The organism is Belnapia rosea (assembly GCF_900101615.1).
GTDB lineage: Bacteria > Pseudomonadota > Alphaproteobacteria > Acetobacterales > Acetobacteraceae > Belnapia > Belnapia rosea.
In genome coordinates this window covers 42,858-66,134 of record NZ_FMZX01000017.1, presented here as the reverse complement: position 1 = coordinate 66,134, position 23,277 = coordinate 42,858, and the positions used below count along the sequence as shown (strand labels likewise).

Genomic DNA, 23,277 nt, shown 5'->3' with positions numbered 1-23,277 from the left:
CACCGGATCGGTTCCCAGGCGTTCCGTCCGGCGTGAATCGCCAAGCCTGTACCCTTGGCTATGATGCGCCCGCCTGCCGGAGACCCCGTATGACCGTCCGCCACATCGCCACCCGCCCCTTCGCCGACCAGAAGCCCGGCACCTCCGGCCTGCGCAAGAAGGTCGCGGTCTTCCAGCAGCCGCATTACCTCGAGAACTTCATCCAGGCGATCCTCGACACGGCGGGCGAAGGGCTGCGCGGCGCGACCCTCGTGCTCGGCGGCGACGGCCGCTTCCTGAACCGCGAGGCCATCCAGACGGCCATCCGCATGGCCGCCGCCAATGGCGCCGGCCGGCTGCTGGTCGGCCGCGGCGGCCTGCTCTCGACCCCCGCCGCCTCCGCCCTCATCCGCAGCTCGGGCGCGATCGGCGGCATCATCCTCTCGGCCAGCCACAATCCTGGCGGGCCGGATGGCGATTTCGGCATCAAGTACAACATGGCGAATGGCGGCCCGGCGCCGGAGGAGGTGACGGGCGCCATCCACCGCCGCGCCGCCGCCATCAACGAATACCGCGTCACCGACACGCCCGACCTCGACCTCGACGCCATCGGCGAGACCCGCGTCGAGGCGATGGTCGTGATGGTGGCCGACCCGGTCGAGAATTACGCCGCGCTGATGGAGACGCTGGTCGACTTCCCGCGCATCGCCGGCCTGTTCCGCCGCGGCTTCCGCATGCGCTTCGACGCGCTGAGCGCGGTGACCGGCCCCTATGCGCAGGAGATCCTGGAACGCCGCCTCGGCGCCCCCGCCGGCACGGTGGTGAACGCGACCCCGCTGCCCGATTTCGGCGGCCACCACCCGGACCCCAACCCGGTCCATGCCGAGGCGCTGATGGCCGAGATGATGGGCGCCGACGCGCCCGATTTCGGCGCCGCCTCGGACGGTGATGGCGACCGCAACATGATCGTCGCCCCCGGCCTCTTCGTCACGCCGAGCGACAGCCTCGCCATCCTCGCCGCCCAGGCCCGTCACGCGCCCGGCTATGCGCGGGGGCTGGCCGGCGTCGCCCGCTCCATGCCGACCAGCCGGGCGGTGGACCGCGTGGCGAAGCATCTCGGCATCCCCTGCTACGAGACGCCGACGGGGTGGAAATTCTTCGGCAACCTGCTCGATTCCGGCCGCATCACCCTTTGCGGCGAGGAGAGCGCCGGCACCGGCTCCGACCATGTGCGGGAGAAGGACGGGCTCTGGGCCGTGCTGCTCTGGCTCGACATCCTCGCCGCCACCGGCAAGCGGGCCGATGCCGTCGTCCGCGAGCATTGGACGACCCATGGCCGCGACTACTACACCCGCCACGACTACGAGGAGGTGGATGCCGCGGCCGCTCAGGGGCTGATGACCGCGCTGCGCGAGCGCCTTGCCACGCTGCCCGGCCAGAGCTTCGCCGGCCTCACCGTCTCGGAGGCCGACGACTTCGCCTATACGGACCCGGTGGATGGCTCCGTCACCGCGGCGCAAGGCGTCCGCATCCTCTTCGCCGAGGATGCCCGCGCCGTCTTCCGCCTCTCCGGCACCGGCACGGTGGGCGCCACGCTCCGCGTCTATCTCGAGCGCTTCGAGCCGGACCCGGCGCGCCACGACCTGCCGGTGCAGGAGGTGCTGGCCCCGGTGATCGCCGCGGCACGGGAGATCGCCGGGATCGAGCGCCATACCGGCCGCGCCGCCCCCTCCGTCATCACCTGACGGGCCTTTACCTCGCGGCAACCCGGGCGGCGCAGTATGGCGCCGCCATGCAGCTCTCCGCCACCCTGGCCTCGGCCCTCCTCGGCGGGCTGGATGCCGGCGCCGCCAGCAGCGACCCGGCCGCGGGCCTCGCCGCGCTGAAGGCCGCCCAGGCCAAGGGCGCCACCGAGAAGGGCGTGGCGCGGGAGCGGCGGGACCCGGTCACCCTCACCGCGATCAAGCAGTTCCAGGCCGCCATCGCCAAGGCGAAGGACGTGAAATCCGCCTTGCAGGACCCACGGGTGCTGGCGGTGATCCTCCCCGCCCTCGGCCTCTCCGACCAGGCTGCCTATCCTGGCCTGGTGCAGAAGGCCCTGCTCGCCGACCCAGGCGATACCAAGGGCCTGCTAGCCAGCCTCGATCCCCGCTTCGGCACCGCCGCCAGGACGCTGAACCTGCGCGCGAAGGGCCTCGCCGCCCTTAAGGACCCGACGCTGCAGCGGCAGCTGACCGACGGCTATGTGGAATACCAGTACCGCACCGGGCTGGACGCGCAGACGCCCGGCATCTCCGACGCGCTCTACTTCCTGCAGAACGCCAAGGGCGAGACCAATGTCTACAACCTTCTCGGCAATACCGTGCTGCGCCGCGTCGTCGCCGGCGCGCTCGGCCTGCCGGACGCCATGGTCGTGCAGCCGGTCGAGACCCAGGCCCGCGCCATCACCAGCCGTCTGAAGATGGCCGACCTCAAGGACAGCCGCGCCCTGCAGAAGCTGGCCGAGCGCTATGTCATCGCCGCTGCCGGCACCACGTCCGGCGGCAGCGGCAGCCCCTTGCTCTCCCTCCTCGCCTGATCTACGGCTTGCGGTGGGCCACGCCCCCCCACCGGGGCGCATTCGCTTCTGGAAGGGAGCTGCATCATGGCAAGCGCCACCAAGCCCGGACTCCGTCCGGCGAATCCCCAGTTTTCGTCCGGCCCCTGCGCCAAGCGCCCCGGCTGGAGCCTCGACGCCCTCGCCGGCGCCTATCTCGGCCGCAGCCACCGCGCCGTCGGCCCCAAATCCCGCCTCGCCGAGGTCATCACCCGCAGCAAGGCCATCCTCGGCATGCCGGAGGGCTGGCGCCTCGGCATCGTCCCCGCCTCCGATACCGGTGCGGTGGAGATGGCGCTCTGGTCCCTGCTCGGCCCCCGCGGCGTCGATGTGCTGGCCTGGGAGAGCTTCTCCAAGGATTGGGGCACGGATGTCGTCAAGCAGCTGAAGCTGCCCGATGCCCGGGTCATCGCCGCCCCCTACGGCCAGTTGCCCGACCTCGCCTCGGTCGATGCCGCCCGTGACGTGGTCTTCGTCTGGAACGGCACCACCAGCGGCGTCCGCCTCTCCGATGTCGACTGGATCGCCGCTGACCGCCAGGGCCTCGCCATCTGCGACGCCACCAGCGCCGCCTTCGCCATGGACCTCCCCTGGGACCGGCTCGATGTCGTCACCTGGTCCTGGCAGAAGGTCCTCGGCGGCGAAGCGGCGCATGGCATGCTCGCCCTGAGCCCCCGCGCGGTGGAACGCCTGGAATCCCACAAGCCCGCCTGGCCCATGCCGAAGATCTTCCGCATGACCAAGGACGGCAAGCTGAACGAGGGCATCTTCCGGGGCGAGACCATCAACACGCCCTCCATGCTCGCCGTCGAGGATGCGCTGGACGGCCTGCGCTGGGCCGAGCAGATCGGTGGCCTTCCGGCCCTGATCGCCCGCTCCGAGGCCAACCTCGCCGCCATCGCCGGCTGGGTCGGGCGCACCCCCTGGGTGGACTTCCTGGCCGAGGTCCCGGCAACGCGCTCCTGCACCTCCATCTGCCTGAAGATCGTCGCCCCCTGGTTCACCGCGCTCGGCGCCGAGGCCCAGGCCAAGGTGGCGAAGAGCCTCGCCGCGCTGCTGGAGAAGGAAGGCGTCGCCCTCGACGCCGCCAATTACCGCGACGCGCCCCCGGGCCTCCGCATCTGGGGCGGCGCCACGGTCGAGACCAGCGACATCGAAGCCCTGCTTCCCTGGATCGACTGGGCCTTCACCCAGGTCGAGGCCGACCGGCAGAAGGCCGCCGCCTGATGCCCCGCGTCCTCATCTCCGACAAGCTCTCCCCCGCCGCCATCGAGATCTTCCGGCGGCGTGGGCTGGAGGTCGACGTCAGGCCCGGCCTCTCCCCCGCCGAGCTCCGCGCCATCATCGCGCCCTATGACGGCCTCGCCATCCGCAGCGCGACCAAGGTGACGCGCGAGCTGCTGGATGCCGCACCCAACCTCAAGGTCGTCGGCCGCGCCGGCATCGGCGTCGACAATGTCGATGTCACCAGTGCGACCGCGCGCGGCGTCGTGGTGATGAACACGCCTTACGGCAACGCCATCACCACCGCCGAGCATGCGATTGCGATGATGTTCGCCCTCGCCCGGCAGATCCCGGAGGCGAGCGCATCGACCAAGGCCGGGAAGTGGGAGAAGAACCGCTTCATGGGCGTCGAGCTCTTCGGCAAGACGCTCGGCCTGATCGGCTGCGGCAATATCGGCTCCATCGTCGCCGACCGCGCGGTCGGGCTGAAGATGAAGGTCGCGGCCTTCGACCCCTTCCTCTCCGAGAAGCGCGCCGTCGAGCTGGGCGTCGAGAAGGTCGAGCTGAACGAGCTGCTCGAGCGCGCCGACTTCGTCACCCTGCACACGCCGCTGACCGAGCAGACGCGCAACATCCTGAGCCGCCAGAACATCGCCCGGCTCAAGCGGGGCGTGCGCATCGTCAACTGCGCCCGCGGCGGCCTGGTCGATGAGCAGGCGCTGTTCGAGGCGCTGCAATCCGGCCATGTCGCCGGCGCCGCGCTCGATGTCTTCGAGACGGAGCCGGCCACCGACAGCCCGCTCTTCGCCCTCGAGAACGTCGTCTGCACCCCGCATCTCGGCGCCGCCACCGCCGAGGCGCAGGAGAATGTCGCCCTCCAGGTCGCCGACCAGATGGCCGACTACCTGCTGACCGGCGCCGTCTCCAACGCCATCAACATGCCGAGCGTGACGGCGGAGGAGGCCCCGCGCCTCAAGCCCTATATGGAGCTCGCCCGCCTGCTCGGCGCCATGGCCGGCCAGCTCACGGCCGCGCAGGACGACGCCATCCGCTCCATCCGCGTCGAGTATGAGGGCCATGTGGCGGAGCTCAACCGCCGCCCGCTGACCGCCGCCGCGCTCGCTGGCGTGCTGACCCCGCTGATGGGCGCGGTCAACATGGTGAACGCGCCGGTGGTGGCGAAGGAACGCGGCATGGAGGTCGCCGAGACCGTCCATGAGCGCCGCGGCGACTACGCGACGCTGCTCCGCGTCACCGTGGTGACGGAGGGACGCACCCGCAGCGTCGCCGGCACGCTGGTCGGCGATGCGCGGCCGCGCCTGGTCGAGATCAAGGGCATCCCGGTCGAGGCGGATTTCGCGCCCGACATGCTCTATGTCACCAACCAGGACAAGCCCGGCTTCATCGGCCGCTTCGGCATGGCGCTGGCGAATGCCGGCATCAACATCGCCACCTTCCATCTGGGTCGCGCGGCCCAGGGTGGCGATGCCATCTGCCTGGTCTCGCTGGACGGCCCCCTGCCGGAGCCGGTCCTGGCCGAGGTGCGCGCCCTGCCGCTGGTGGTGCAGGCGACCGCCTTGCGGTTCTGAGCTTCGTCACCCAGGCGTGATGAATATTACCCTCCTGCCGGTGCAAGCTGCGCCGGCAGGAGGAGGCAAAACATGTCCAACGAGGCATTCGGCAAGACCAATCTTCTTTTCGAACAGGCCATAGCCGGGCGTGACTTCGGCATCCTGGCCGAGGTCTACACCGCGGAAGCCCGGCTGCTGTCACCCGGGGTCCCGGCGATCACCGGCCTCACCGGCATCCAGGACTACTGGCGCTCCGCCGTCAGCGCGCTCGGCGTGTCCAGGGCCAAGCTGCATTCGCTCGAGGTGACCGTCACTGGCGACCGTGCCGCGGAAGTCGGCCGCGCCGAGATCTTCACGGCCCCGGACGCGCCGCCGGTGCCCCTGAAATACGTCGTCCTCTGGAAGCAGGAGGGCGGTTCCTGGAAATGGGACGTCGACTGCTGGAACATGGACGGCTGATCCGTCCGGCGGCGCCAGTGGGCGGGCTGTCGGTCAGGCCCGGTCACCGGCAGCCGAGGATGCTGCAGCGGCTTCGGCGCGACCTGGCGCCGAGGCCCGCTGCAGCTCCTCGCCCAGCCGGGGCGATATCTCCGTCCGGCCGCACCACCTGACCGGAGGGCGGGGACGGCAGGGGCCGCCTACTTCCCCTGGAACCGCGGCGGCCGCTTCTCCATGAAGGCCCTGAGCGCCTCCTTGTGGTCCTCGGTCATCTGCGTCCGCATCATGCCGATCGCCTCGGCATCCAGCGCCTCGGTCAGCGTGCCTTCCTCGGCCACCTTCATGTTGCGCTTCATGTAGCGCCAGGCGACGCGCGGCCCCCCGCCAAGCTGCCGCGCCAGCGCCTCCGTCTCCGCCCGCAGATGCTCGTCCGGCACCAGCCGGTTGACCAGCCCAAGCTTCTCCATCTGCACCGCATCCAGCTTGGCGCTGGTGAAATACAGCTCCCGCGCCCTGGCCGGCCCGACAAGCTTGGCCAGGAAGTAATGCCCGCCGAAATCGCCCGAGAAGCCCATATTGGCGAAGGCCGTCGTCATCCGCGCGCTGGTGCCGGCGATCCGCATGTCGCAGGCGAGGGCGAGGGACATCCCGGCCCCCGCCGCCACGCCATTGACCATGGCGATGGTGGGCTTCGGCATCTCATGCAGCAGGCGGGAGCATTCCATGCGGCTGCGCAGGTCGTCGGAACCCGCTTCCGGCGTCGCCGGCGGCGGGCGGGAGCCGGTCGCCCGTGCCTTCATGTCGCCGCCGGCGGAGAAGCCGCGCCCGGCGCCCGTCAGCACCACGCAGCCGATCTCGGGGTCGGTCGCAGCCGCGGTCAGCGCCGCCAGAAGGTCGCCCATCATGGTGCTGCCGAGGGCGTTCAGCACCTCCGGCCGGTTCATGGTGAGCCACAGCACGCCATCGGCGCGCTCCTGCAACAGCTCCATTCGGCGTTCCTCCCGCTCTGGTGCCGGGGAGCCTAGGTGGTATCGTCCAGGGGTCCAAGAGGGAGAGACCCCATGAAAGCCGCGGTCCTGCACGAGGTGAACCAGCCGCTGACCATTGAGGAGGTCACGCTGCAGAAACCCAAGGCGCGGGAGGTGCTGGTGCGCACCGCCTATGCCGGCCTCTGCCACTCCGACCTGCATTTCATCGAGGGCCTCTACCCCCATCCGCTGCCGACCGTCCCCGGCCATGAGGTGGCGGGCGTGGTCGAGGCCGTCGGCTCCGACGTCACCTACCTCAAGCCCGGCGACCACGTCATCGGCTGCCTCTCGGTGTTCTGCGGCGCCTGCTCGCAATGCACCACCGGCCACACGGTGCTCTGCGAGAACACCGAGGTGAAGATGGTGCCCGGCCAATCGCGCCGCCTGTCCTGGAAGGGCGGGGAGGTGATGAACCAGTTCCTCAACCTCTCCGCCTTCGCCGAGCAGATGGTCGTCCACGAGAATGCGCTGGTGAAGATCGACCGGGACATCCCGCTCGACCGCGCGACGCTGGTCGGCTGCGGCGTCATCACCGGCGTCGGCGCCGTCATCAACACCGCCCGCATCGAGGCCGGCTCCACCGTCGCCGTCATCGGTTGCGGCGGCGTCGGCCTCTCGGCGGTGAACGGCGCGGCGCTGGCCGGCGCCTCGCGCATCATCGCCATCGACCGGCTGCAATCGAAGCTCGACCTCGCCCGCATCATGGGCGCGACGGACACCATCCTCGTCGGGAATGACGATCCGGTGCAGCAGGTGCGGGAGCTGACCGGCGGCGGCGTCCACTACAGCTTCGAGGCGCTTGGCCTCAAGGCCACGGCGGAGCAGAGCTTCAGCATGCTCCGCCCCGGCGGCACGGCGACGATCATCGGCATGGTGCCCTTCGGCGTGAAGATCGAGCTGCATGGCTTCGACTTCCTGCGCGAGCGGAAGATCCAGGGCTCGTCGATGGGCTCCAACCATTTCCGGGTGGACATGCCGCGCCTGCTGGCGCTCTGGCAGCAGGGAAAGCTGCATCTCGACCACCTGATCACCGGCACCCTGCCGCTGTCGGAGATCAACACCGGCTTCGCCCGGCTGAAATCCGGCGAGGCGGTGCGCCAGCTCGTCGCCTTCTCCTGAGGCGATAGGGGGGGCCGGGGCGCCGGGCGGCCTGGCCTACCGCCGCTGCGGCCCGGCCTCGTTCAGCGCCAGGTTCTGCTGCGCGAGGTCGGCCGTCGCGCTGTCCGGGGCGAGGGTGATGGCCCGCTCCCAATCCTGCTTCGCGCCCGCGCCATCGCCCCGGAGCTGGCGGATGATCCCCCGCTCCAGCAGCGCCTCGGCATTGTCCGGCGCCAGCGTCAGCGCCCGGCCGACATCCTCCGCCGCCTGATCGGCCTTATCGAGGTGCCGGTTCGCCGCGGCGCGGAACACCCAGGCCTCCGCCCGGTTCGGGTCGAGCGCCACGATCCGGTTCAGGTCGTCCATTGAATCCGCGTAGCGGCCGAGCGTGCCGAGCGCCACGGCCCGGTCCAGCATCAGGTCGGTATCGTCGGGCGTCAGCGTCAGCCCCATGGTCGCGGCGCCATAGGCCCGGCCCACCTCGCCCGCCATCATCCAGGCCTGCCCGGCCTGGGCGAAGATCGAGGCCCGCGTCGCCGCGCTGCCCCGGCTGGCGCGGGCGAGGCCTTCCAGCCGCTCCGCCGCCCGCTCCGCCTCGCCCGCCGCCAGCAGGGCCAGCGCGCCGCAATGCCGCGCGCCCTCGCCACCGCCGCCACCCGTCTCCCAGGCCTCGGCGAAGCTGCGCGCCTCCACGGGATCGGTGCGGATGAGGCCAAGGCAGCGGTCGTATTCCGGACCCTCCGCCAGGCGCGGCACATCGGGCGGCAAGGGAAGGCTGTCGCTCGCCGCCTCGGCCTCGGCCGGCGCCCGCAGCGCCACCCAGCCAACCCCGCCGGCCATGGCGAGCAGGGCGGCGGCGAACACGCCGAGCAGGACGGGACGGGCAGACTTCACACGCCCAGTCTAGCCCTCCGGCCCCACCCACGCCAGATGAGCCGCATGACCGACCCGACGCCCCCCCATCTCTTGATCGCCGGCCTCGGCTACAGCGGCAGCGCCGTGGCGCGGGAGGCCGCGGCGCTCGGCTTCCGCGTCACCGGCACCGCGCGGGACCCGTCCCGCGCCGCCCCGCCCGCGGGCGCGGAGGTCATCGCCTTCGCCGAGGCCGGGCATGCGCTCGGCGGCGTCACCCACCTCCTCGTCACTGCGGCGCCGGGGGAGGCGGGAGATCCGATGCTCGCCGCCCATGGCCCGGCCCTGGCCGCGGCCCCGGCGCTGCGCTGGATCGGCTACCTCTCCACCACCGGCGTCTATGGCGACCGCGGCGGCGCCTGGGTGGACGAGGCGACGCCGCCCGCGCCCGGCCAGGAGCGCAGCCGCCGCCGCCTGGAGGCGGAGGAGGCGTGGCGGGCGCTCGCCGGGCCGGGGCGGGCGCTCGACATCTTCCGGGTGGGCGGCATCTACGGCCCCGGCCGCAGCGCCATCGAGGAGATGCGCGAGGGCACCGCCCACCGCAGGCTGAAGCCCGGCCACGCCTTCAGCCGCATCCACCGCGACGACATCGCCCTCGCCGTCGCCGCCGCCCTGCGCCAGGGCCCGCCGCCGGGGCTGCGCATCCTCCACTTGGTGGATGACGAACCCGCCGAGAGCGCCCTGGTGGTCGAGGAGGCCGCCCGCCTGCTCGGCCTGCCACCCCCGCCGGCGGTGCCCTATGAGCAGGCCGCCGCCACCATGTCGCCGATGGGCCGCAGCTTCTGGGCGGAGAACCGGCGGGTGTCGAACGCGCGGACCAAGGCGGCGCTGGGGATCGCCTGGCGGTATCCGACCTACCGGGAGGGGCTGGCGGCGATCCTCGCAGGAGGGGCCTAAGCCGCCTTGCGCTGCTCCCCGGCCTCCTCCGAATTGAGGCCGCCCCGGTAGAGGGCCGCAATCAGGTCCGACTGGGAGATGATGCCGGACAGCCGCCGATGGCCGTCCACGACCGGCACGTGGCGGAACCCCGCATCGGCCATCAGCGGCACCAGCTCCGCCACATGGGTGGTCTCGGCCACGGTGCGGATCGTGCGTGGCATGATCTGCCCGACCACCTCCGGCCGTTCGGCATGCACCGTCGTCAGCCGGCGGATCGATTGCCGGAAGCGCGCGCCGAGCCCCTCGAAATGGTCGAGCTCCGCGTTCCGCATGAAATCCACGTCCGAGACCATGCCGATCACCCGCCGGGCGGGATCGAGCACCGGCAGCGCCCGGATGTCGTGCCGGCGCAGCAGCCGCCAGGCCTCCGCCAGCGGCGTGCCGAACTGCACCGCGACCACGTCGCGCGACATGACATCGGCGCAGGTGATCTCCCCGAAGCGCCGCCGATAGGCGTGCATCTCCGCCTTCTGCACCAGCTCGTCCAGATCATCGCGGCTGACATCGAGCACGGCGTGGTAGTCGCGCATGACGGCATCGAGATCCTCCGTCCGGATGCCGAGGCGCTCGGTCGGGTTGCGGTCGGCCGTCTCGTGCGGATTGCTGCGGGACACCTGCTGGGCATGCGGGTAGGGGCGGCGGGTCGCGTTGTTGAAGGCGATCGCGGCCAGCATCAGCACCGCCGAGTTCAGCGCGACCGGCGAGAGCACGAAGCCGTATTTCGCCGCCGTCACCGCCGGCCCGCCGAGCACCGCCGTCAGCGCGATCGCCCCGCCGGGCGGATGCAGGCAGCGCAGGGCGAACATCGCGCCGATCGCCAGCGCCGCGGCCAGCGGCGCGGCCAGCAGCGGGTCCCCGATCCACTGCGCGCAGGTCACCCCGACCAGGGCGGAGACGGTATTGCCACCGATGATCGACCAGGGCTGCGCGAGCGGGCTGCCCGGCACGGCGAAGAGCAGGACTGCGGAGGCACCGAGTGGCGCGATCAGCATCGGCGTGCTCGCCGCCGGGCCCGCCAGCCAGGTGCAAAGGAAGCCCGTGACGAGGACGCCGACCAGGGCACCGCAGCAGCCGAGCAGCCGCTCGGTCCTGCTGGCGCTCATCGCGGCCGGCAGGAAGGCACGCAACCAGGTTTGCCTCATGCAGTGGCGGCTCCGCCTGCTGCCAATTCCTGAGGCGCCGCTCCCGCCAGGCCGAGCCGCTCCGCCATGGACTCCCGGTTCGGCTGGGCCAGCAGGTCGGCCAGCGTATGGCGGTCGAGCACAGCGAGGAAGGCGCCCAGCGCCTCCCCCAGCAGCGATTGCAGCCGGCAGGCATTGGCCAGGACGCAGCCGCCGCCCTCCGCGCCCTGGAAGCAGGCGACCAGGGCCATGTCCTCCTCGGTGAAGCGGACGACATCGCCGATGCGGATCGTCTCCGGCGCGCGGGCCAGGCGCAGGCCGCCGCCCTTGCCCCGGGTGGTCTCGATGAAGCCGCCGCGGCCGAGCTGATGCACCACCTTCACCAGATGGTTCTCCGAGATGCGGTTCGCCGTGGCCACATCCCGGATGGAGACGCGCCGGTCGGATCGCAGGCCGAGATAGACCAGCGTCCGCAGCGCGTAATCCGTGTAGAGCGTGAGCCTCATCCCGAAGATATAGCAGCTTTACACCTTCTGCCCAGGGCAGCATAAGGTATACGAAGAATACACCTTAGAGGCCAGCATGCCCCGTTCGCTCAGCCCGCAGACCATCTCCCTGGTGAAGGCCACCGTCCCCGCCCTCGAAGCCCATGGCCTGACCATCACCCGCCGCATGTATGAGCGGATGTTCCAGAACGAGGCCATCCGGGACCTGTTCAACCAGTCCCATCACGGGGAGACGGGGTCCCAGCCCAAGGCGCTTGCCGTCGCGGTGCTGGCCTATGCGCGGAACATCGACAATCTCGGCGTGCTCACCGCCGCGGTGGAGCGGATCGCCCAGAAGCATGTCGGGCTGAACATCCTGGCCGAACACTACCCCTTCGTGGCGGAAGCCCTGCTGGGCGCGATCCAGGACGTGCTGGGCGAGGCGGCGACGCCGGAGATCCTGGCCGCCTGGGGCGAGGCCTATTGGTTCCTGGCCGATCTGCTGATCGGCCGCGAGACGCAGATCTATGAGGAGCACGCCAGGGCGCCAGGCGGCTGGAAGGGCTGGCGCGACTTCACCGTCCAGGCGAAGACGCAGGACAGCGAGATCATCACCTCCTTCATCCTCGTCCCGGCGGATGGTGGCGCGGTGCTGCGGCACCGGCCCGGCCAGTACCTGACCTTCTGGCTGGAGATTCCCGGCCGCCCACCGCTGAAGCGGAATTACAGCATCTCCTCCGCCCCAGGCGACACGCATTACCGCATCACGGTCAAGCGGGAGCCGATGGGCGTCGCCTCCAACTGGCTGCATGACGCGGTGCAGCCCGGCGCCCGGCTGAAGGTCGCGGCACCTGCCGGTGAGTTTTTCCTGCCGGGCCGGCCGGAGCGACCGGTCGTGCTGCTCAGCGGCGGCGTCGGCCAGACCCCGCTGATGAGCATGCTGCGGGAGGTTGCGGCGATGCCCTCCTCGGCGCCGGTGCAGTTCGTCCACGGCACGCTCTCCGGCGAGACCCATGCGCTGGGCGCCGAGGCCCGCGCCCTGGCCGCCGCCGCCGCCGGCCGGATCGCGGTGACCACCTTCTACGAATGCCCGCGACCGGAGGACCGGCCGGGGCGGGATTACGACCAGGCCGGCCGGATCACCCTGGACTGGCTGCGTACCCAGACCCCGGTCGGGGAGGCGGAGTACTACCTGTGCGGGCCGCGCGAATTCCTGCACGCCTTCGCCGGCGGGCTGGTCACGCTCGGCGTCCCGGCGGCGCGGATCCATTATGAGTTCTTCGGCCCGGCGGACGAGCTGCTGGCCGCCTGAGAAAGCCGCTCCGCGGGCCCGTGCTGCCCGCGGAGCGCGTCCGGCCGGCTACTCCGCGGGCAGCAGATCCCCCACCACCCGCCGCAGCAGCTGCAGGTCCTGCGGCCGCGACAGCCGGTGGTCGCCATCCTTCACCAGCAGCACCTGCACATCGACGCCCGTCAGCGCCTCCGCGATGTCGAGCGCCGTCTCCCAGGGCACATCCGGGTCCTGCTGGCCCTGCAGCAGCCGCACCGGCATCTCGAGGGCGAGCGGCCCGTCGAGCACCAGGTTCCGCCGCCCATCCTCCAGCAGGTCCCGGGTGATGGGGTAGGGGTCGCCATAGGCGCTCGGCCGGTGCCAGACGCCCTCGCGCTCCAGGCTCTCCTGCGCATCGGGCGGCAGCGTCGCCTCGATCCGCAGCGTGAAGTCCGGCGCCGCCGCGATGCCGACCAGCGCCGCCACCCGCTCCGGCTGCCGCCGCGCCAGCAGCAGGCTGATCCAGCCCCCCATGGAGGAGCCGACCAGCACCTGCGGCCCCTCGGTCAGCGCCCCGATCACCGCCTCCGCATCTGCCGCCCAGCGGCCGATGCTGCCGGCCTCGAACTCGCCGCCGCTCGCGCCGTGGCCGCTATAGTCGAAGCGCAGGAAGCCCCGCCCCGCCTTGGCGCAGAAGGCGGCAAGATCCTCCGCCTTCGTCCCCGTCATGTCGCTGCGGAAGCCGCCGAGGAAGACCACGCCCGGCCCCGGCGCCTGGCCGGCCATCCGCCGCCAGGCAAGCTCCACCCCGTCGCCGCGGTCGAGCCGCCCGCTCTCCTCCCTCATGCCCGCGGCAACCCGCGCCGGGCGAGGTTGGCCATCAGCGCCCCGGTGCCGAAGGTCCAGGGCGGGCAGGCATCCGTCCGGTCCACCTCGTTCACCAGCGCGCCGAGCCGGGGCGAGGCGATCCGCACCACGTCGCCCGGGTGGTGGGTGAAGCCCTGGCCCGCCGCCCCGCGATCCTTGCTCGGCGAGAAGGGCGTGCCGAGGAACAGCACCGCCCCGTCCGGATACTGGTGATGCGGCCCGATGAGCTGATCCACCACCTCCGTCGGGTCGCGGCTGATCGAGCCCACCGCGCCCGTCTCCTCCAGCCGGAACCCGTCCCGCCCCTCGATCGTCAGCGCGATCTCCGCCCGCCGCACATCCTCGAGGGTGAAGCCGCCATCGAAGAGCCGCAGCAGCGGCCCGAGCGCGCAGGCCGCGTTGTTGTCCTTGGCCCGGCCAAGCAGCAGCGCGGAACGCCCCTCGACGTCGCGCAGGTTCACGTCGTTGCCGAGCATGGCGCCGAGGATGGCGCCGCGCGCGTTGACGGCCAGCACCACCTCCGGCTCCGGGTTGCTCCACTCGCTGGTTGGATGCACGCCGACCTTGGCCCCGATGCCGACCGAGGCAAGGGGCTGGCACTTGGTGAAGATCTCCGCATCCGGCCCGATGCCGACCTCCAGGTACTGGCTCCACCAGCCCTTCTCCATCAGCGCCGCCTTCACCGCGCGCGCCTCCGGGCTGCCCGGCCGCAGCGTGGCGAGGTCGTCGCCGATGATCTGCCGCACCTCGGCGCGCACCGCCTCGGCCTGGCTGGCATCGCCGCGGCAACGCTCCTCGATCACCCGCTCCAGCATGGAGCGCACATAGGTGACGCCGCAGGCCTTCACCGCCTGCAGGTCGATGGGCGCCAGCAGCCAGGGCTTCGCCGCGTCCCGCCCCGCATGGGCGCTGTTGGCGAGCACCGCCGGCAGGTCGAGCGGCACCGGCACGCCGCGGTTGCGGATCGCCGCCACCGGCTCCGCCTCGTTCAGCCAGGCACTGACCGTGCCGAAGGCCGGCGTCATGTCGAAGGCGGCGCCATTGAGGAGGGCAATGGCCGAAGGCCCCTCGGCGCCCATGATCCGGGCTGCATAGGCCCCATCCGGCCAGTCCTGCGGCAGGGCCGTGCTGTCCAGGCGCATCATCCGTGTCCTCTCCCGTTGGGCACCCATTGTAACGGCCCCGCGGCCGGCGCGAAGCCCCGCCCGCGCAACGGGCCGGAACCCCCGCCCCGCCGCCGCATTGCCCCTTCGGCAGGCGAGGGGAGGGGATCATGAGGGGACGCATCGGCTGGTCCGGCGGGCTCATGGGCTTCGCCTTCGGCGGCTTCTTCGACGGCATCCTGCTGCACCAGCTGCTGCAGTGGCACCATCTGCTGAGCGGCTGGTATCCTGGCCAGACCCTGGTGCTGGAACGCTGGCACATGGCCTGGGACGGCGTGTTCCATGCCATCCACTACCTGGTCCTCGCCCTCGGCCTTGCCCTGCTCTGGCCGCTGCCATCCGCCGCCACGGGCCGCCGCTTCGCGGCCGCCTTCGCCATCGGCTTCGGCGCCTGGCATGTGCTGGACGCCGTGGTGAACCACTGGGCGCTCGGCCTGCACCGCATCCGCGAGGGTGTCGACCAGCCGCTGCTCTACGACCTCGCCTTCTTCGCCCTCGGCCTCGCCGCCATCGGCCTCGGCCTGCTGTGGCGCGAGCGGGGCCCGCGCCTGCCCCCCGGCTCGCTCGCCCTGCTGGCGCTCTCCGCCGGCCTCGGCGCCGCCCTGCCGGCCCGTGGCCCGAGCTTCGTCGCCCTTGCCCTGCCGGGCCCCGAGGCGGCGCTCCGCCTCGCCGCCACGGCGCAACTCGCCGGCGCCGATGCCGCGGGGGACGTCTGGGTCTTCGCCACCCCCGACCCCGCCGGATTCCGCCGCACGGCGCTGGCCCTCGGTGCCCATCCGGCCCCGCTGCCCGCGCTGCCCGGCCTCTGCCTGACGCGGCTGTAAACGGGCCGGGCCGCAACCCGAACGACCCGCCAGCGTTCCATCCCCCACAACCATGGGGCGATGTGTCGATGATGGTGTGCCTGCGGCGATGGATCGCCGCGATGGCCGCGCTCTGGCTGGCCGGCTGCGGCGCAGTGGATTTCAGCCGCCCCGGCATCGCCGATCCCGAGCCCGGCTATGCCGCTGCCTTCCCCCTCTATGCCGAGTTCTGCGCCCTCTCCCAGATACGGAAGCGCCCCGGTTTCGGCGCCGAGATCCGCGGTGATATCGGCGGCCATGCCGTGCTCTACCTCAACGGCGCCTGCCGCGGCCCGGACGGCACGCTCATCCCCTGCGACGCCCCCGGCGCCGGGCCGGAGGAGGGCGTCGGCCTCTCGATGAATGCCCATTTCCGCAACGCCAAATGGGTGGCGGTCCCGGGCCGCGACTTCTTCTTCGAGGGCGGCCTCCGCCCCGGCGAGACCCTTAACCGCGCCCGCTACGCCGAGGTCCAGGCCGAGGCCCGCCGCCTCGGCCTCTACAACACCATCGCCTTCCATCCCGAGGCGCTGGACAAGGCCCCCGCCGGCCTCGACCCGGAGGCCGCGCGCTACGAGATCTCCATCGCCACCGACTATGCCATCGGCCTCGGCCGCGGCCGCTACTGCGCCCGGGTGCCGGTGACGCGGCCGCAGATGCTGGCGATGATCCGCTTCCTCAATGCCGAGAACGCGCCCTACCGCGGCGGCGCGCGCGACTTCCGCTGGTCCATCTTCCAGGACAACTGCATCCATCTCGCGCATAACGCGCTCGCTGCCGCCGGCTTCTGGCAACCCTGGCCGACCAACATGCCGCTGCCGCTCGCCATCCTCGACTTCCCGGTGCCGAAGAACGAGTTCGTCAACCTCATGCGCCGCGGCAACAACCCGGCCCTGCTCGACCCGGAGGCCGCCTTCGCCGACCCGGCCGCCCGCCGCGCCGTGCTCGACTTCGCCCAGCTGCCCGTCCGCCCCGGCATCATCGCCCTCTCGGCCCCGGCCTGGGCGGCGAACGAGGTCTATGAGACCGAGCTCGGCCTCATCTTCTACGACGAGCCGACCATCGGCCCCTACCGGGGCTGGCTCGCCGCCATCCTGGCGACGCCGCGCGACCATGCGCTGGAGCCCAACCTCCGCTGGTATGCCGCCCGCCTGCACCGGCTGCGCGAGGAACGCCGCGCACTCCCCCCGGAGATGGCGGAATTCGAGCGCCGCTTCTACGCCGCCCTCGACCGCGAGCTGGCCGCGACCGACACCCGCCTCGACCGGCTGCGGGAGGCCAGGGCGCGCATTGCGCCGGCGACGGGCCTGGCGCTGCGCTGACACCGGGCCGCGCGGAACGGAGGGCCGGCCCCGCCGTTTCCGGCGGGCTCGCTCCTCACCCCATGTTCCCTTTGTCCCTTGGCGCAGGATCCCCATGCCACGCATCCTCCTGGCGATCCTGCTGCTGCTCCCGGCCGCTTGCGCGATGCCGGTCGTCCATGAATCGGACCGCGCCGCCATCGCCGGCCGCACCTGGGTGGTCACTGGCGCCTCCTCCGGCATCGGCCGGGGCGTGGCGGAGCGGGCCGGCTCCCTCGGCGCCAGGGTCGTCCTCGCCGCCCGCCGCGCCGAGGCGCTGGAGGGGGTCGCGGCGACGATCCGCGCCGCCGGCGGCGAGGCGCTGGTCGTGCCCACCGATGTCAGCCGCCCCGAGGCGGTCGAGGCCCTGGCCGAGACCGCCGAGCGGCGCTTCGGGCGGGTGGATGTCTGGGTCAACAATGCCGGCGTCGCGCCCATCGGCCGCTTCGAGGAGATCCCGGTCGCCGACCATGCGCGGACGGTGGCGGTGAACCTCAACGGCGTCATCTTCGGCAGCCATGCCGCGCTGCGCCTCTTCCGTGCGCAGGGCCACGGCACGCTGGTGAACATGGCCTCGGTGGAGGGGCGCGTGCCGCTGGCCTACCACGCCTCCTACGCCGCGACGAAGCACGCGATCATCGGCCTCGACGGGGCGCTCCGGCAGGAGCTGCGCCTCGGCGGCCTCGACCGCCTGCGGGTCGTGACGATCCTGCCCTGGGCCGTGGACACGCCCTTCTGGGCCAATGCCGCCTCCTATGCCGGGCGCGAGCCGCGCGGCCCCTGGATGGACGGCGCGCGCGACGTGGCGGAGGCCGTGGTCTGGGCCTCGGTCAACGCGCCCTCCGGCAAATTCCCGGTGGGCCCGAAGGCCGCGGCCGCCGTGCTCGGCTCCCGGCTCGCGCCGGGCCTGACCACGCGCATCGCGGGCAGCGTCATCCATCGCCTGCAGATGGAGGACGCGCCGCCGGCCCCCGACGGGCCCGGCAACCTCCACGCCCCCAGCCCCGCGCCGCCGACCGTGGAGGGCGGGTTCCGGGGCCGCTGACGGGCGCCCCTCAGGCGGCGGGTGAGGCGTGCCAATGCGGTGCCCTTGCGGCCAGTCCAGCCCCGATGTCCAAGGCCTGGCGCAGCGCCCGCTCCCGGGATGGCGCATCGGGATGCAGCAGGAAGTCGGACCCCACCACCGGCGCGCCGCAATAGCCGAAGATCCCGTGGTCGATCTGCGTCCGCATGGCATCGGCATAGCCATGGCGCGCATAGGTCCCCTGGTCGGCGCCGCCGATGCCGACGAGCTGCACCGCCAGGCGGCCGAGCAGCTTCACCGTGGCGCCGTCCGGCCCCTCGTCATAGGCCCAGCCCTGGGTGAAGACGCGGTCGATCCACCCTTTCAGCAGCCCGGGCATGGACCACCAATAGACCGGGTAGACCAGCACCAGCAGGTCGGCCCGGTCGATCCTCTGCTGTTCGGCGAGGACGCTGGCATCGGCCGCGCCGCGGCGCTCGAACAGCGCGAGGTCCGTGGCCGTGAAGCGCGGGTCGAAGCCCTCGGCTGTGAGATCGGCCATCTCGCTGGTATGGCCTGGATGGGCATCGAGGCCTGCGATCACCTGCCGTGCGACCGCATGGGTGAAGGACGCGGCGCTGGGATGCGACGTGACGACGAGGGCATGCATGGCGTGGCCTCCTGGCTGGTTGGCTCGGACGCGCGAGCGTTATATACTTTTGGTAAGTTACCTTTGGTAGGTTGTTTGTCAAGCATGCCCGGTGCCAAGCCGATGCCTCCGCCTGCCCGCCGCCGCCTGTCCCGTGAGGACCGGCACGCCCAGTTGATCGACACCGCCCGGCGCCTGGTGCGGGATGAGGGGACGGACGCCCTGACCCTCGGGCGCCTCGCCGAGCAGGCCGGCGTGACCAAGCCTGTGGTCTACGACCATTTCGAGACGCGTAACGGCCTTCTGGTCGCGCTCTACCGCGACTACGACGCGCGCCAGACCGCGATCATGGATGCCGCGCTGGCGGCCTGCGGCCCCACCCTGGCGGCGAGGGCGGAGGTCATCGCCTCGGCCTATATCGGATGCGTCCTGACGCAGGGCCAGGAGATCCCCGGTGTCGCGGCCGCGCTCGTCGGCGCGCCGGAGATGGATGCGTTCAAGCGGGGCTACCAGGCAGGCTTCATCGCCAAGTGCCGCGCCATCCTGGAACCCTTCACCAAGGGCGGCAGCCTCGCACCGGCCACCCTTTGGGCCACGCTGGGCGCGGCGGACGCGCTATCCGACGCCGCGGCCCGCGGCGAGATATCGCAGGACGAGGCGGTGAGGGAGCTGCGCCGCATCATCCTCTCCATGGTGGAAGGCGGACGGCCGGGCCGCCCATGATGCGCGCGAGGCTTTAAGCTCAATCAGGAATAGCAGAGATGAGTGGAAACCAGTCGTTCCGTCCGGATGTGGGTGCGTCTGCTCTGTAACGCATCCGCTTTGCGAAATTCCTTTGAGGAGGATCCGGGGGAGGGCCGCCCTGCAAGCCTGAGCGATAAAACATCCCTCGTAAAAATTTAACCGTAGGGTTACTCTTCTTTTAAGAGGACTGCAATGATCGAAATAGCTCCCGAGAATGAACGTCTACTTCTGACGGCTATGCGCGAGGGGAAGGTTGTCCTCGCCTTAGGTGCTGGCGCATCCGCCACCTCGACGAACGTCAGAGGCGACAAGGTCCGTCAAGGACGTTCGTTGGCTGAACTGCTGGCCGTCAAGGTAGGCCTTTCCTACGCCGAAGACGAACTGCCCGAGGTCATCTCGGCTGTGGTGGGGCCGCGGTTGAGCCACGCGCAGTTCATTCAGGTGCTCCGTGACGAGTACACGCGGGTCAGTCCCTCGGCCGAGCTTCAGCGCCTGCTCAACTACACTTGGCACAGGATCTACACTTGGAACATCGATGACGCTCTTTCTAATACTGCGCATGCAGTTCAGCGCCGAAGATACTTCAATGGTCTCGCTGACAAAGTGTCAGCCCGAGAGGGCCACGAATATCTTCAGATTGTGCATCTTCATGGCGAATCGCAGAAGCCGGAGCACGGCTTTATTTTTAGCCAAGCAGATTACAATGCAAGACTAAATCGTAACGAACACGATTGGTACCGCGAGCTCGCGGCCGATTGCGTTCTACATACCCCGGTCTTCATTGGCAGCCGATTGAACGAGCCAATTTTGTCTGCTGAACTGGACAGAGCCCGCCCCCCTTCTGCCCCTGGCTTAGGACTTGCCTTCTTAGTGACGCCGGACACATTTACGGAAGTTCAGCTGTCCAGCTTCAACACGCGCAACATCTGCGTGATCCAGGCCACGCTCGAAGACTTTGTTGCTTGGCTCGAGGCCAAAATTGGCGGAGCCATCACACCCATCGATGTTTTGCGGGAGAACAATGCCTTTGGGGCCAAGCTCGTCAGCAACACGACCGTCAGTGCAGCCGACTTGGATGCGGCGAAATATATCGTCCTCCGTGATTGGCGTTCCGCGCAAGGAGAGGGAGACAAGCTCGGAGGTTCTACCCGTCGACGCGAAGCGCGGAGCTTCCTTGAGGGAACAGCGCCCACATGGCGTCTTGTATCGACTAATATTCCGGTCTGGCTTCAGCGGACCGAAAGCTTACTTCGAGCCATGACAGACGCAATCCGTGACCGCGAGCGATGCTTCGTGTGCCACGGACAGGCAGGCAGCGGCAAAACAACCGCGCTTATGCAGTGCCTGCTCCGGTTCTCGCGTGAGAATGAAGGATCTATCATTTACGAGCTAAGAAGCGATATCAGATCGCTCCGTGCCGCGCTCCAACTCATCTCCCGCTTGCATAAGACAGAGCATGTGGTTCTTTATATCAGGGACGCTTTTATTTTTGGAGATTCATTCGCCGAAGACGTGCTTGGCATCGATCCTGGACGGATCACTATCGTGACCAGCGCAAGGTCGGGAGAGTGGCGCGACCATATTGAGCGGCGAATCGAAACCTTCACAAAGACATTCGTATACGAACGATTTGGGCCTAACGACTTCGAGCCACTGGTCGAAAGACTTGTCGATTATGTTCCAGCACCAGATTTTCTTAAGCTGTCACAGCCGGAGAAACTGGAAAAATTGCGTTCCTCAAAAAGTCAGCTTTTAATTGCTTTGCGAGAGACGACCGCTTCTGAACGGTTCAGCGATGTCATAACTAAAGAATTTCTTGGTCTTCCCGATGATGACTGTCGGTATCTCGCGATTATTGTTGGGCTTTCCACCCTCGCGCGCTCTGGAATCAAAGAGAGCGAAGCGAAGGCTGCCTACGAGCGAATTTTCACTAAAAGAAATTTCGAACAATGTCTCTTGGCACTTGAAGGTATCGTTTCCAAGGACAGCGGCGGTCGTCTGTGGGCACGACATGAACTCTACGTCCGCCACATAATTGAGAATGTCTGTGATATCAATGTTATCATAGCTTCAATAATAGAAGTTCTGCGAACTTACACAAAGTACAAAATACCTGTCGTAAAGAGCGTGTCGCGTTTGGATTCACTATTGTTCAAATTTCTTTTGAATCACAACTTCACTTCCGAGCTTGCTCGCCGACGTCATGCAAAAGAAGAAGGGCGAGCAATTTATGAGGAGTTCGAAGTCGAGTTCCAGTTAGACGGGCATTTTTGGCTTCAATACGGCCAATACCTCGTCTCGATTGGGCGGGACGAGGAGGCGCTTTCTATATTGAACAAATCGATTAGGGCTTATTCAGATAATCCGTATGCGGTGCACGCCTATGCCGATCTTCAACTAAAAGTCGCAGCTAAACGCCCGTACTATGATTCTGTAACGGAAAAATTGATCGGTGATGCCGTCAAGACACTTGAGGGACAACTCGCGTACGCTGCTTTAGACTGGGATCAATATCCGATTGTGACTCTGAGCGAGAAATACGTTGGGGCGATGATTAAACATAATAAAAACGAAAAGGCTAAGGAGTTAGCGACACAATATTATAGAGAGTTGGAGAAAATCGTTCGCTTCAATGCAGCAAAACCCCTACAGGTTGCTCGGGAAAGACTTCTCCACTACATAAGTACTGGCCGGTGGTATCAGGGCTCCCTCCCAAAGTTTGAGGAAAACCCTAAGGCGCAGCCCCGCGTCGGTTCGCGCGCCAAGCGGGGGCAGCGCACAAATTAAGGTTGAAAGAAGCACTCCCAGAAGCAGTGGGCTCCGAAGGCGTAGCCATGCGCCAACCCTCTCAGCTCCGGTCCATATTACTTAACTACGAAGGGAAAGCTTGCGCCCGTTTTCCATCGGGTATCCCCAAAACGGGTCTGGCAGCTACTTACGATTCTGGTCCTTGGCGCCGTAGTGGCGAGAGTCTGCTCCGGGTCGGAAGCAGCCCTCGCTCATTGGACTTCCGCTCTAGCCGGACCATCCATGTTGAGCCACCGTTGAGGCTTCCGCGCCTTCCAGGCCGCCGACGGGGCGGCGCCCGTCACCGCATCCAAGGGTCCGGATCAGGAGGCACCAGAGGGCCGCAACCGCTGTCTCCCGATTGCGGCCCTGCGGACTGCGTCAACGCCTATCGGCTAGCCTGACCCTTGGGCCTCAGATCGCGAGGCCACCGGCGACATTGATGGTCTCGCCGCTGATGTAGCCCGCAGAGGGTCCGGCGAGGAAGCAGACGGTCTCCGCCACCTCCTCGAGGGTCGCGATGCGGCGGATCGGGTGCATGTCCAGGATGGCCTCACGGTCCGGCAGCTCGCCGGCGACGTCGGAGGCCATGTCGGTCGGCATGATGCCGGGCTGCACGACATTCACGGTGATGTTGCGCGGGCCGAGGTCGCGCGCGATGCCCTTCGCATATCCCGCGAGCGCCCATTTCGTCCCGGCATAGTCGGCGACGCCCGGGAAGGGAATGGCGGAGCCGAGGAGCGAGCCGATGAAGACGATCCGGCCGCCATCGCTCAGCCTCCGCGCTGCCGCACGCGTGTTGGCGATCGTGCCCAGGACATTGACCTGCCACTGGCGATTGTACTTGTCCCAGTCCAGCTCGGGATCATCCACGAGCTGGCCCTGGACCGCGATGCCGGCGTTGTTCACCAGGATGTCGAGCCTGCCGAACTCGGCGATCACCGCATCGATCAGGGGCCTGGCGGAGGACAGGTCGGCCTGGTCGCTCCTGATGGCGATCGCGCGCGCCCCCTTCGCCCTCAGCCTCGCCACGACCGCCTCCGCCTTGTCGGCCGAGGCGGCGTAGCTGATCGCGACATCCGCCCCCTGCGCGGCGAAGGCGTCCGCCGTTGCGGCACCGAGGCCGCGCGAGCCGCCGGTGATCAGCACGACCTTGCCTTTGAAAACCTTCGACATGAGGACCCTTTCAATGGGCGGTCAGGCGCTGCCTGACCGATGGGG

General features: G+C 69.2%; 21 protein-coding genes. 13 read left to right on the top strand and 8 right to left on the bottom strand.

Annotation, left to right across the window (positions count from 1 at the left end):
- Positions 1-89 precede the first annotated feature (89 nt).
- From BLR02_RS21385 to BLR02_RS21365, 5 genes are all read left to right on the top strand, one after another.
- Positions 90-1,724: an alpha-D-glucose phosphate-specific phosphoglucomutase gene (locus tag BLR02_RS21385; RefSeq protein ID WP_090664592.1), complete on the top strand. Its 1,635-nt coding sequence runs from the start codon at positions 90-92 to the stop codon at positions 1,722-1,724.
- A 47-nt stretch (positions 1,725-1,771) separates the two neighbouring features.
- Entirely contained in the window at positions 1,772-2,557 is a 786-nt protein-coding gene (locus BLR02_RS21380) for a DUF1217 domain-containing protein (protein WP_090664591.1), read from the top strand.
- Positions 2,558-2,623: 66 nt separating this feature from the next.
- Complete coding sequence (locus BLR02_RS21375) at positions 2,624-3,802, top strand: phosphoserine transaminase (protein WP_090664590.1); 1,179 nt, start codon at positions 2,624-2,626, stop codon at positions 3,800-3,802.
- Positions 3,802-5,388, top strand: a complete 1,587-nt coding sequence (gene serA, locus BLR02_RS21370) for a phosphoglycerate dehydrogenase (protein WP_090664589.1) — start codon at positions 3,802-3,804, stop codon at positions 5,386-5,388. Before BLR02_RS21375 ends, serA begins: the two co-directional genes overlap by 1 nt.
- A 72-nt stretch (positions 5,389-5,460) precedes the next feature.
- Complete coding sequence (locus tag BLR02_RS21365) at positions 5,461-5,829, top strand: YybH family protein (protein WP_090664588.1); 369 nt, start codon at positions 5,461-5,463, stop codon at positions 5,827-5,829.
- 179 nt (positions 5,830-6,008) lie between these two features.
- On the opposite strand, the gene BLR02_RS21360 is transcribed toward BLR02_RS21365, so the two are convergent.
- A complete protein-coding gene (locus BLR02_RS21360) occupies positions 6,009-6,797 on the bottom strand; it encodes an enoyl-CoA hydratase (protein WP_090664587.1) in 789 nt (262 codons plus the stop codon).
- Between the two features lie 72 nt (positions 6,798-6,869).
- On the opposite strand from BLR02_RS21360, the gene BLR02_RS21355 reads away from it, so the two are divergent.
- The gene (locus BLR02_RS21355; RefSeq protein ID WP_090664586.1) at positions 6,870-7,955 is read left to right on the top strand and encodes a Zn-dependent alcohol dehydrogenase; all 1,086 of its coding nucleotides are present in this window, start codon (positions 6,870-6,872) and stop codon (positions 7,953-7,955) included.
- Between the two features lie 36 nt (positions 7,956-7,991).
- On the opposite strand, the gene BLR02_RS21350 is transcribed toward BLR02_RS21355, so the two are convergent.
- On the bottom strand, positions 7,992-8,828 hold the full coding sequence (locus BLR02_RS21350; protein ID WP_245704889.1) for a tetratricopeptide repeat protein: 837 nt from the start codon (positions 8,826-8,828) through the stop codon (positions 7,992-7,994).
- A 36-nt stretch (positions 8,829-8,864) separates the two neighbouring features.
- Here BLR02_RS21350 and BLR02_RS21345 point away from each other — a divergent pair, with 36 nt between their 5' ends.
- Positions 8,865-9,743, top strand: a complete 879-nt coding sequence (locus BLR02_RS21345) for an SDR family oxidoreductase (protein ID WP_456303801.1) — start codon at positions 8,865-8,867, stop codon at positions 9,741-9,743.
- On the opposite strand, the gene BLR02_RS21340 is transcribed toward BLR02_RS21345, so the two are convergent.
- Both BLR02_RS21340 and BLR02_RS21335 read right to left on the bottom strand, forming a co-directional pair.
- Positions 9,740-10,888 carry an HPP family protein gene (locus BLR02_RS21340; RefSeq protein WP_218128019.1) on the bottom strand — a complete coding sequence of 383 codons (1,149 nt, stop codon included), beginning with the start codon at positions 10,886-10,888 and terminating at the stop codon, positions 9,740-9,742. The genes BLR02_RS21345 and BLR02_RS21340 overlap by 4 nt on opposite strands.
- 35 nt (positions 10,889-10,923) lie before the next feature.
- Complete coding sequence (locus BLR02_RS21335) at positions 10,924-11,412, bottom strand: RrF2 family transcriptional regulator (protein WP_090569787.1); 489 nt, start codon at positions 11,410-11,412, stop codon at positions 10,924-10,926.
- 76 nt (positions 11,413-11,488) lie between these two features.
- Here BLR02_RS21335 and hmpA point away from each other — a divergent pair, with 76 nt between their 5' ends.
- Complete coding sequence (gene hmpA / locus BLR02_RS21330; protein ID WP_090664584.1) at positions 11,489-12,703, top strand: NO-inducible flavohemoprotein; 1,215 nt, start codon at positions 11,489-11,491, stop codon at positions 12,701-12,703.
- Between the two features lie 48 nt (positions 12,704-12,751).
- Here hmpA and BLR02_RS21325 read toward each other — a convergent pair whose 3' ends face one another.
- Both BLR02_RS21325 and BLR02_RS21320 read right to left on the bottom strand, forming a co-directional pair.
- Positions 12,752-13,507, bottom strand: coding sequence for an alpha/beta hydrolase (locus tag BLR02_RS21325; protein WP_090569793.1), 756 nt, complete (start codon positions 13,505-13,507; stop codon positions 12,752-12,754).
- Complete coding sequence (locus tag BLR02_RS21320) at positions 13,504-14,673, bottom strand: fumarylacetoacetate hydrolase family protein (RefSeq protein ID WP_456303773.1); 1,170 nt, start codon at positions 14,671-14,673, stop codon at positions 13,504-13,506. The genes BLR02_RS21325 and BLR02_RS21320 overlap by 4 nt, the downstream gene beginning before the upstream one ends.
- Positions 14,674-14,801: 128 nt before the next feature.
- Between BLR02_RS21320 and BLR02_RS21315 the strand changes: the two genes are divergently transcribed.
- The 3 genes from BLR02_RS21315 to BLR02_RS21305 all read left to right on the top strand — a co-directional run bounded on the left by BLR02_RS21315 (position 14,802) and on the right by BLR02_RS21305 (position 17,918).
- Positions 14,802-15,515 carry a DUF2243 domain-containing protein gene (locus tag BLR02_RS21315; RefSeq protein WP_090664583.1) on the top strand — a complete coding sequence of 238 codons (714 nt, stop codon included), beginning with the start codon at positions 14,802-14,804 and terminating at the stop codon, positions 15,513-15,515.
- A gap of 101 nt (positions 15,516-15,616) precedes the next feature.
- Positions 15,617-16,855, top strand: a complete 1,239-nt coding sequence (locus tag BLR02_RS21310; RefSeq protein ID WP_143018228.1) for a hypothetical protein — start codon at positions 15,617-15,619, stop codon at positions 16,853-16,855.
- A 94-nt stretch (positions 16,856-16,949) separates the two neighbouring features.
- Positions 16,950-17,918: an SDR family NAD(P)-dependent oxidoreductase gene (locus BLR02_RS21305; RefSeq protein WP_090664581.1), complete on the top strand. Its 969-nt coding sequence runs from the start codon at positions 16,950-16,952 to the stop codon at positions 17,916-17,918.
- A 10-nt stretch (positions 17,919-17,928) separates the two neighbouring features.
- Here the strand turns inward: BLR02_RS21305 and BLR02_RS21300 are convergent, their stop codons facing one another.
- Positions 17,929-18,546, bottom strand: coding sequence for an NAD(P)H-dependent oxidoreductase (locus BLR02_RS21300; RefSeq protein ID WP_090664580.1), 618 nt, complete (start codon positions 18,544-18,546; stop codon positions 17,929-17,931).
- 102 nt (positions 18,547-18,648) lie between these two features.
- Here BLR02_RS21300 and BLR02_RS21295 point away from each other — a divergent pair, with 102 nt between their 5' ends.
- Positions 18,649-19,248 carry a TetR/AcrR family transcriptional regulator gene (locus BLR02_RS21295; protein WP_218128018.1) on the top strand — a complete coding sequence of 200 codons (600 nt, stop codon included), beginning with the start codon at positions 18,649-18,651 and terminating at the stop codon, positions 19,246-19,248.
- A gap of 351 nt (positions 19,249-19,599) precedes the next feature.
- Positions 19,600-22,056, top strand: coding sequence for a P-loop NTPase (locus tag BLR02_RS21290; RefSeq protein WP_176849723.1), 2,457 nt, complete (start codon positions 19,600-19,602; stop codon positions 22,054-22,056).
- A gap of 414 nt (positions 22,057-22,470) precedes the next feature.
- Here the strand turns inward: BLR02_RS21290 and BLR02_RS21285 are convergent, their stop codons facing one another.
- A complete protein-coding gene (locus tag BLR02_RS21285; RefSeq protein WP_090664577.1) occupies positions 22,471-23,232 on the bottom strand; it encodes an SDR family NAD(P)-dependent oxidoreductase in 762 nt (253 codons plus the stop codon).
- Between the last annotated feature and the right edge of the window lie 45 nt (positions 23,233-23,277).

Bases quoted from the DNA above. Each gene is read 5' to 3' on its own strand.
- BLR02_RS21295 (WP_218128018.1), top strand. From the start codon at position 18,649: ATGCCTCCGCCTGCCCGCCGCCGCCTGTCCCGTGAGGACCGGCACGCC.
- BLR02_RS21385 (WP_090664592.1), top strand. From the start codon at position 90: ATGACCGTCCGCCACATCGCCACCCGCCCCTTCGCCGACCAGAAGCCC.
- BLR02_RS21315 (WP_090664583.1), top strand. From the start codon at position 14,802: ATGAGGGGACGCATCGGCTGGTCCGGCGGGCTCATGGGCTTCGCCTTC.
- serA (WP_090664589.1), top strand. From the start codon at position 3,802: ATGCCCCGCGTCCTCATCTCCGACAAGCTCTCCCCCGCCGCCATCGAG.
- BLR02_RS21335 (WP_090569787.1), bottom strand. From the start codon at position 11,412: ATGAGGCTCACGCTCTACACGGATTACGCGCTGCGGACGCTGGTCTAT.
- BLR02_RS21300 (WP_090664580.1), bottom strand. From the start codon at position 18,546: ATGCATGCCCTCGTCGTCACGTCGCATCCCAGCGCCGCGTCCTTCACC.
- BLR02_RS21365 (WP_090664588.1), top strand. From the start codon at position 5,461: ATGTCCAACGAGGCATTCGGCAAGACCAATCTTCTTTTCGAACAGGCC.
- BLR02_RS21310 (WP_143018228.1), top strand. From the start codon at position 15,617: ATGGCCGCGCTCTGGCTGGCCGGCTGCGGCGCAGTGGATTTCAGCCGC.
- BLR02_RS21285 (WP_090664577.1), bottom strand. From the start codon at position 23,232: ATGTCGAAGGTTTTCAAAGGCAAGGTCGTGCTGATCACCGGCGGCTCG.
- BLR02_RS21345 (WP_456303801.1), top strand. From the start codon at position 8,865: ATGAGCCGCATGACCGACCCGACGCCCCCCCATCTCTTGATCGCCGGC.
- BLR02_RS21375 (WP_090664590.1), top strand. From the start codon at position 2,624: ATGGCAAGCGCCACCAAGCCCGGACTCCGTCCGGCGAATCCCCAGTTT.
- BLR02_RS21360 (WP_090664587.1), bottom strand. From the start codon at position 6,797: ATGGAGCTGTTGCAGGAGCGCGCCGATGGCGTGCTGTGGCTCACCATG.
- hmpA (WP_090664584.1), top strand. From the start codon at position 11,489: ATGCCCCGTTCGCTCAGCCCGCAGACCATCTCCCTGGTGAAGGCCACC.
- BLR02_RS21355 (WP_090664586.1), top strand. From the start codon at position 6,870: ATGAAAGCCGCGGTCCTGCACGAGGTGAACCAGCCGCTGACCATTGAG.
- BLR02_RS21340 (WP_218128019.1), bottom strand. From the start codon at position 10,888: ATGAGCGCCAGCAGGACCGAGCGGCTGCTCGGCTGCTGCGGTGCCCTG.
- BLR02_RS21305 (WP_090664581.1), top strand. From the start codon at position 16,950: ATGCCACGCATCCTCCTGGCGATCCTGCTGCTGCTCCCGGCCGCTTGC.
- BLR02_RS21320 (WP_456303773.1), bottom strand. From the start codon at position 14,673: ATGATGCGCCTGGACAGCACGGCCCTGCCGCAGGACTGGCCGGATGGG.
- BLR02_RS21380 (WP_090664591.1), top strand. From the start codon at position 1,772: ATGCAGCTCTCCGCCACCCTGGCCTCGGCCCTCCTCGGCGGGCTGGAT.
- BLR02_RS21325 (WP_090569793.1), bottom strand. From the start codon at position 13,507: ATGAGGGAGGAGAGCGGGCGGCTCGACCGCGGCGACGGGGTGGAGCTT.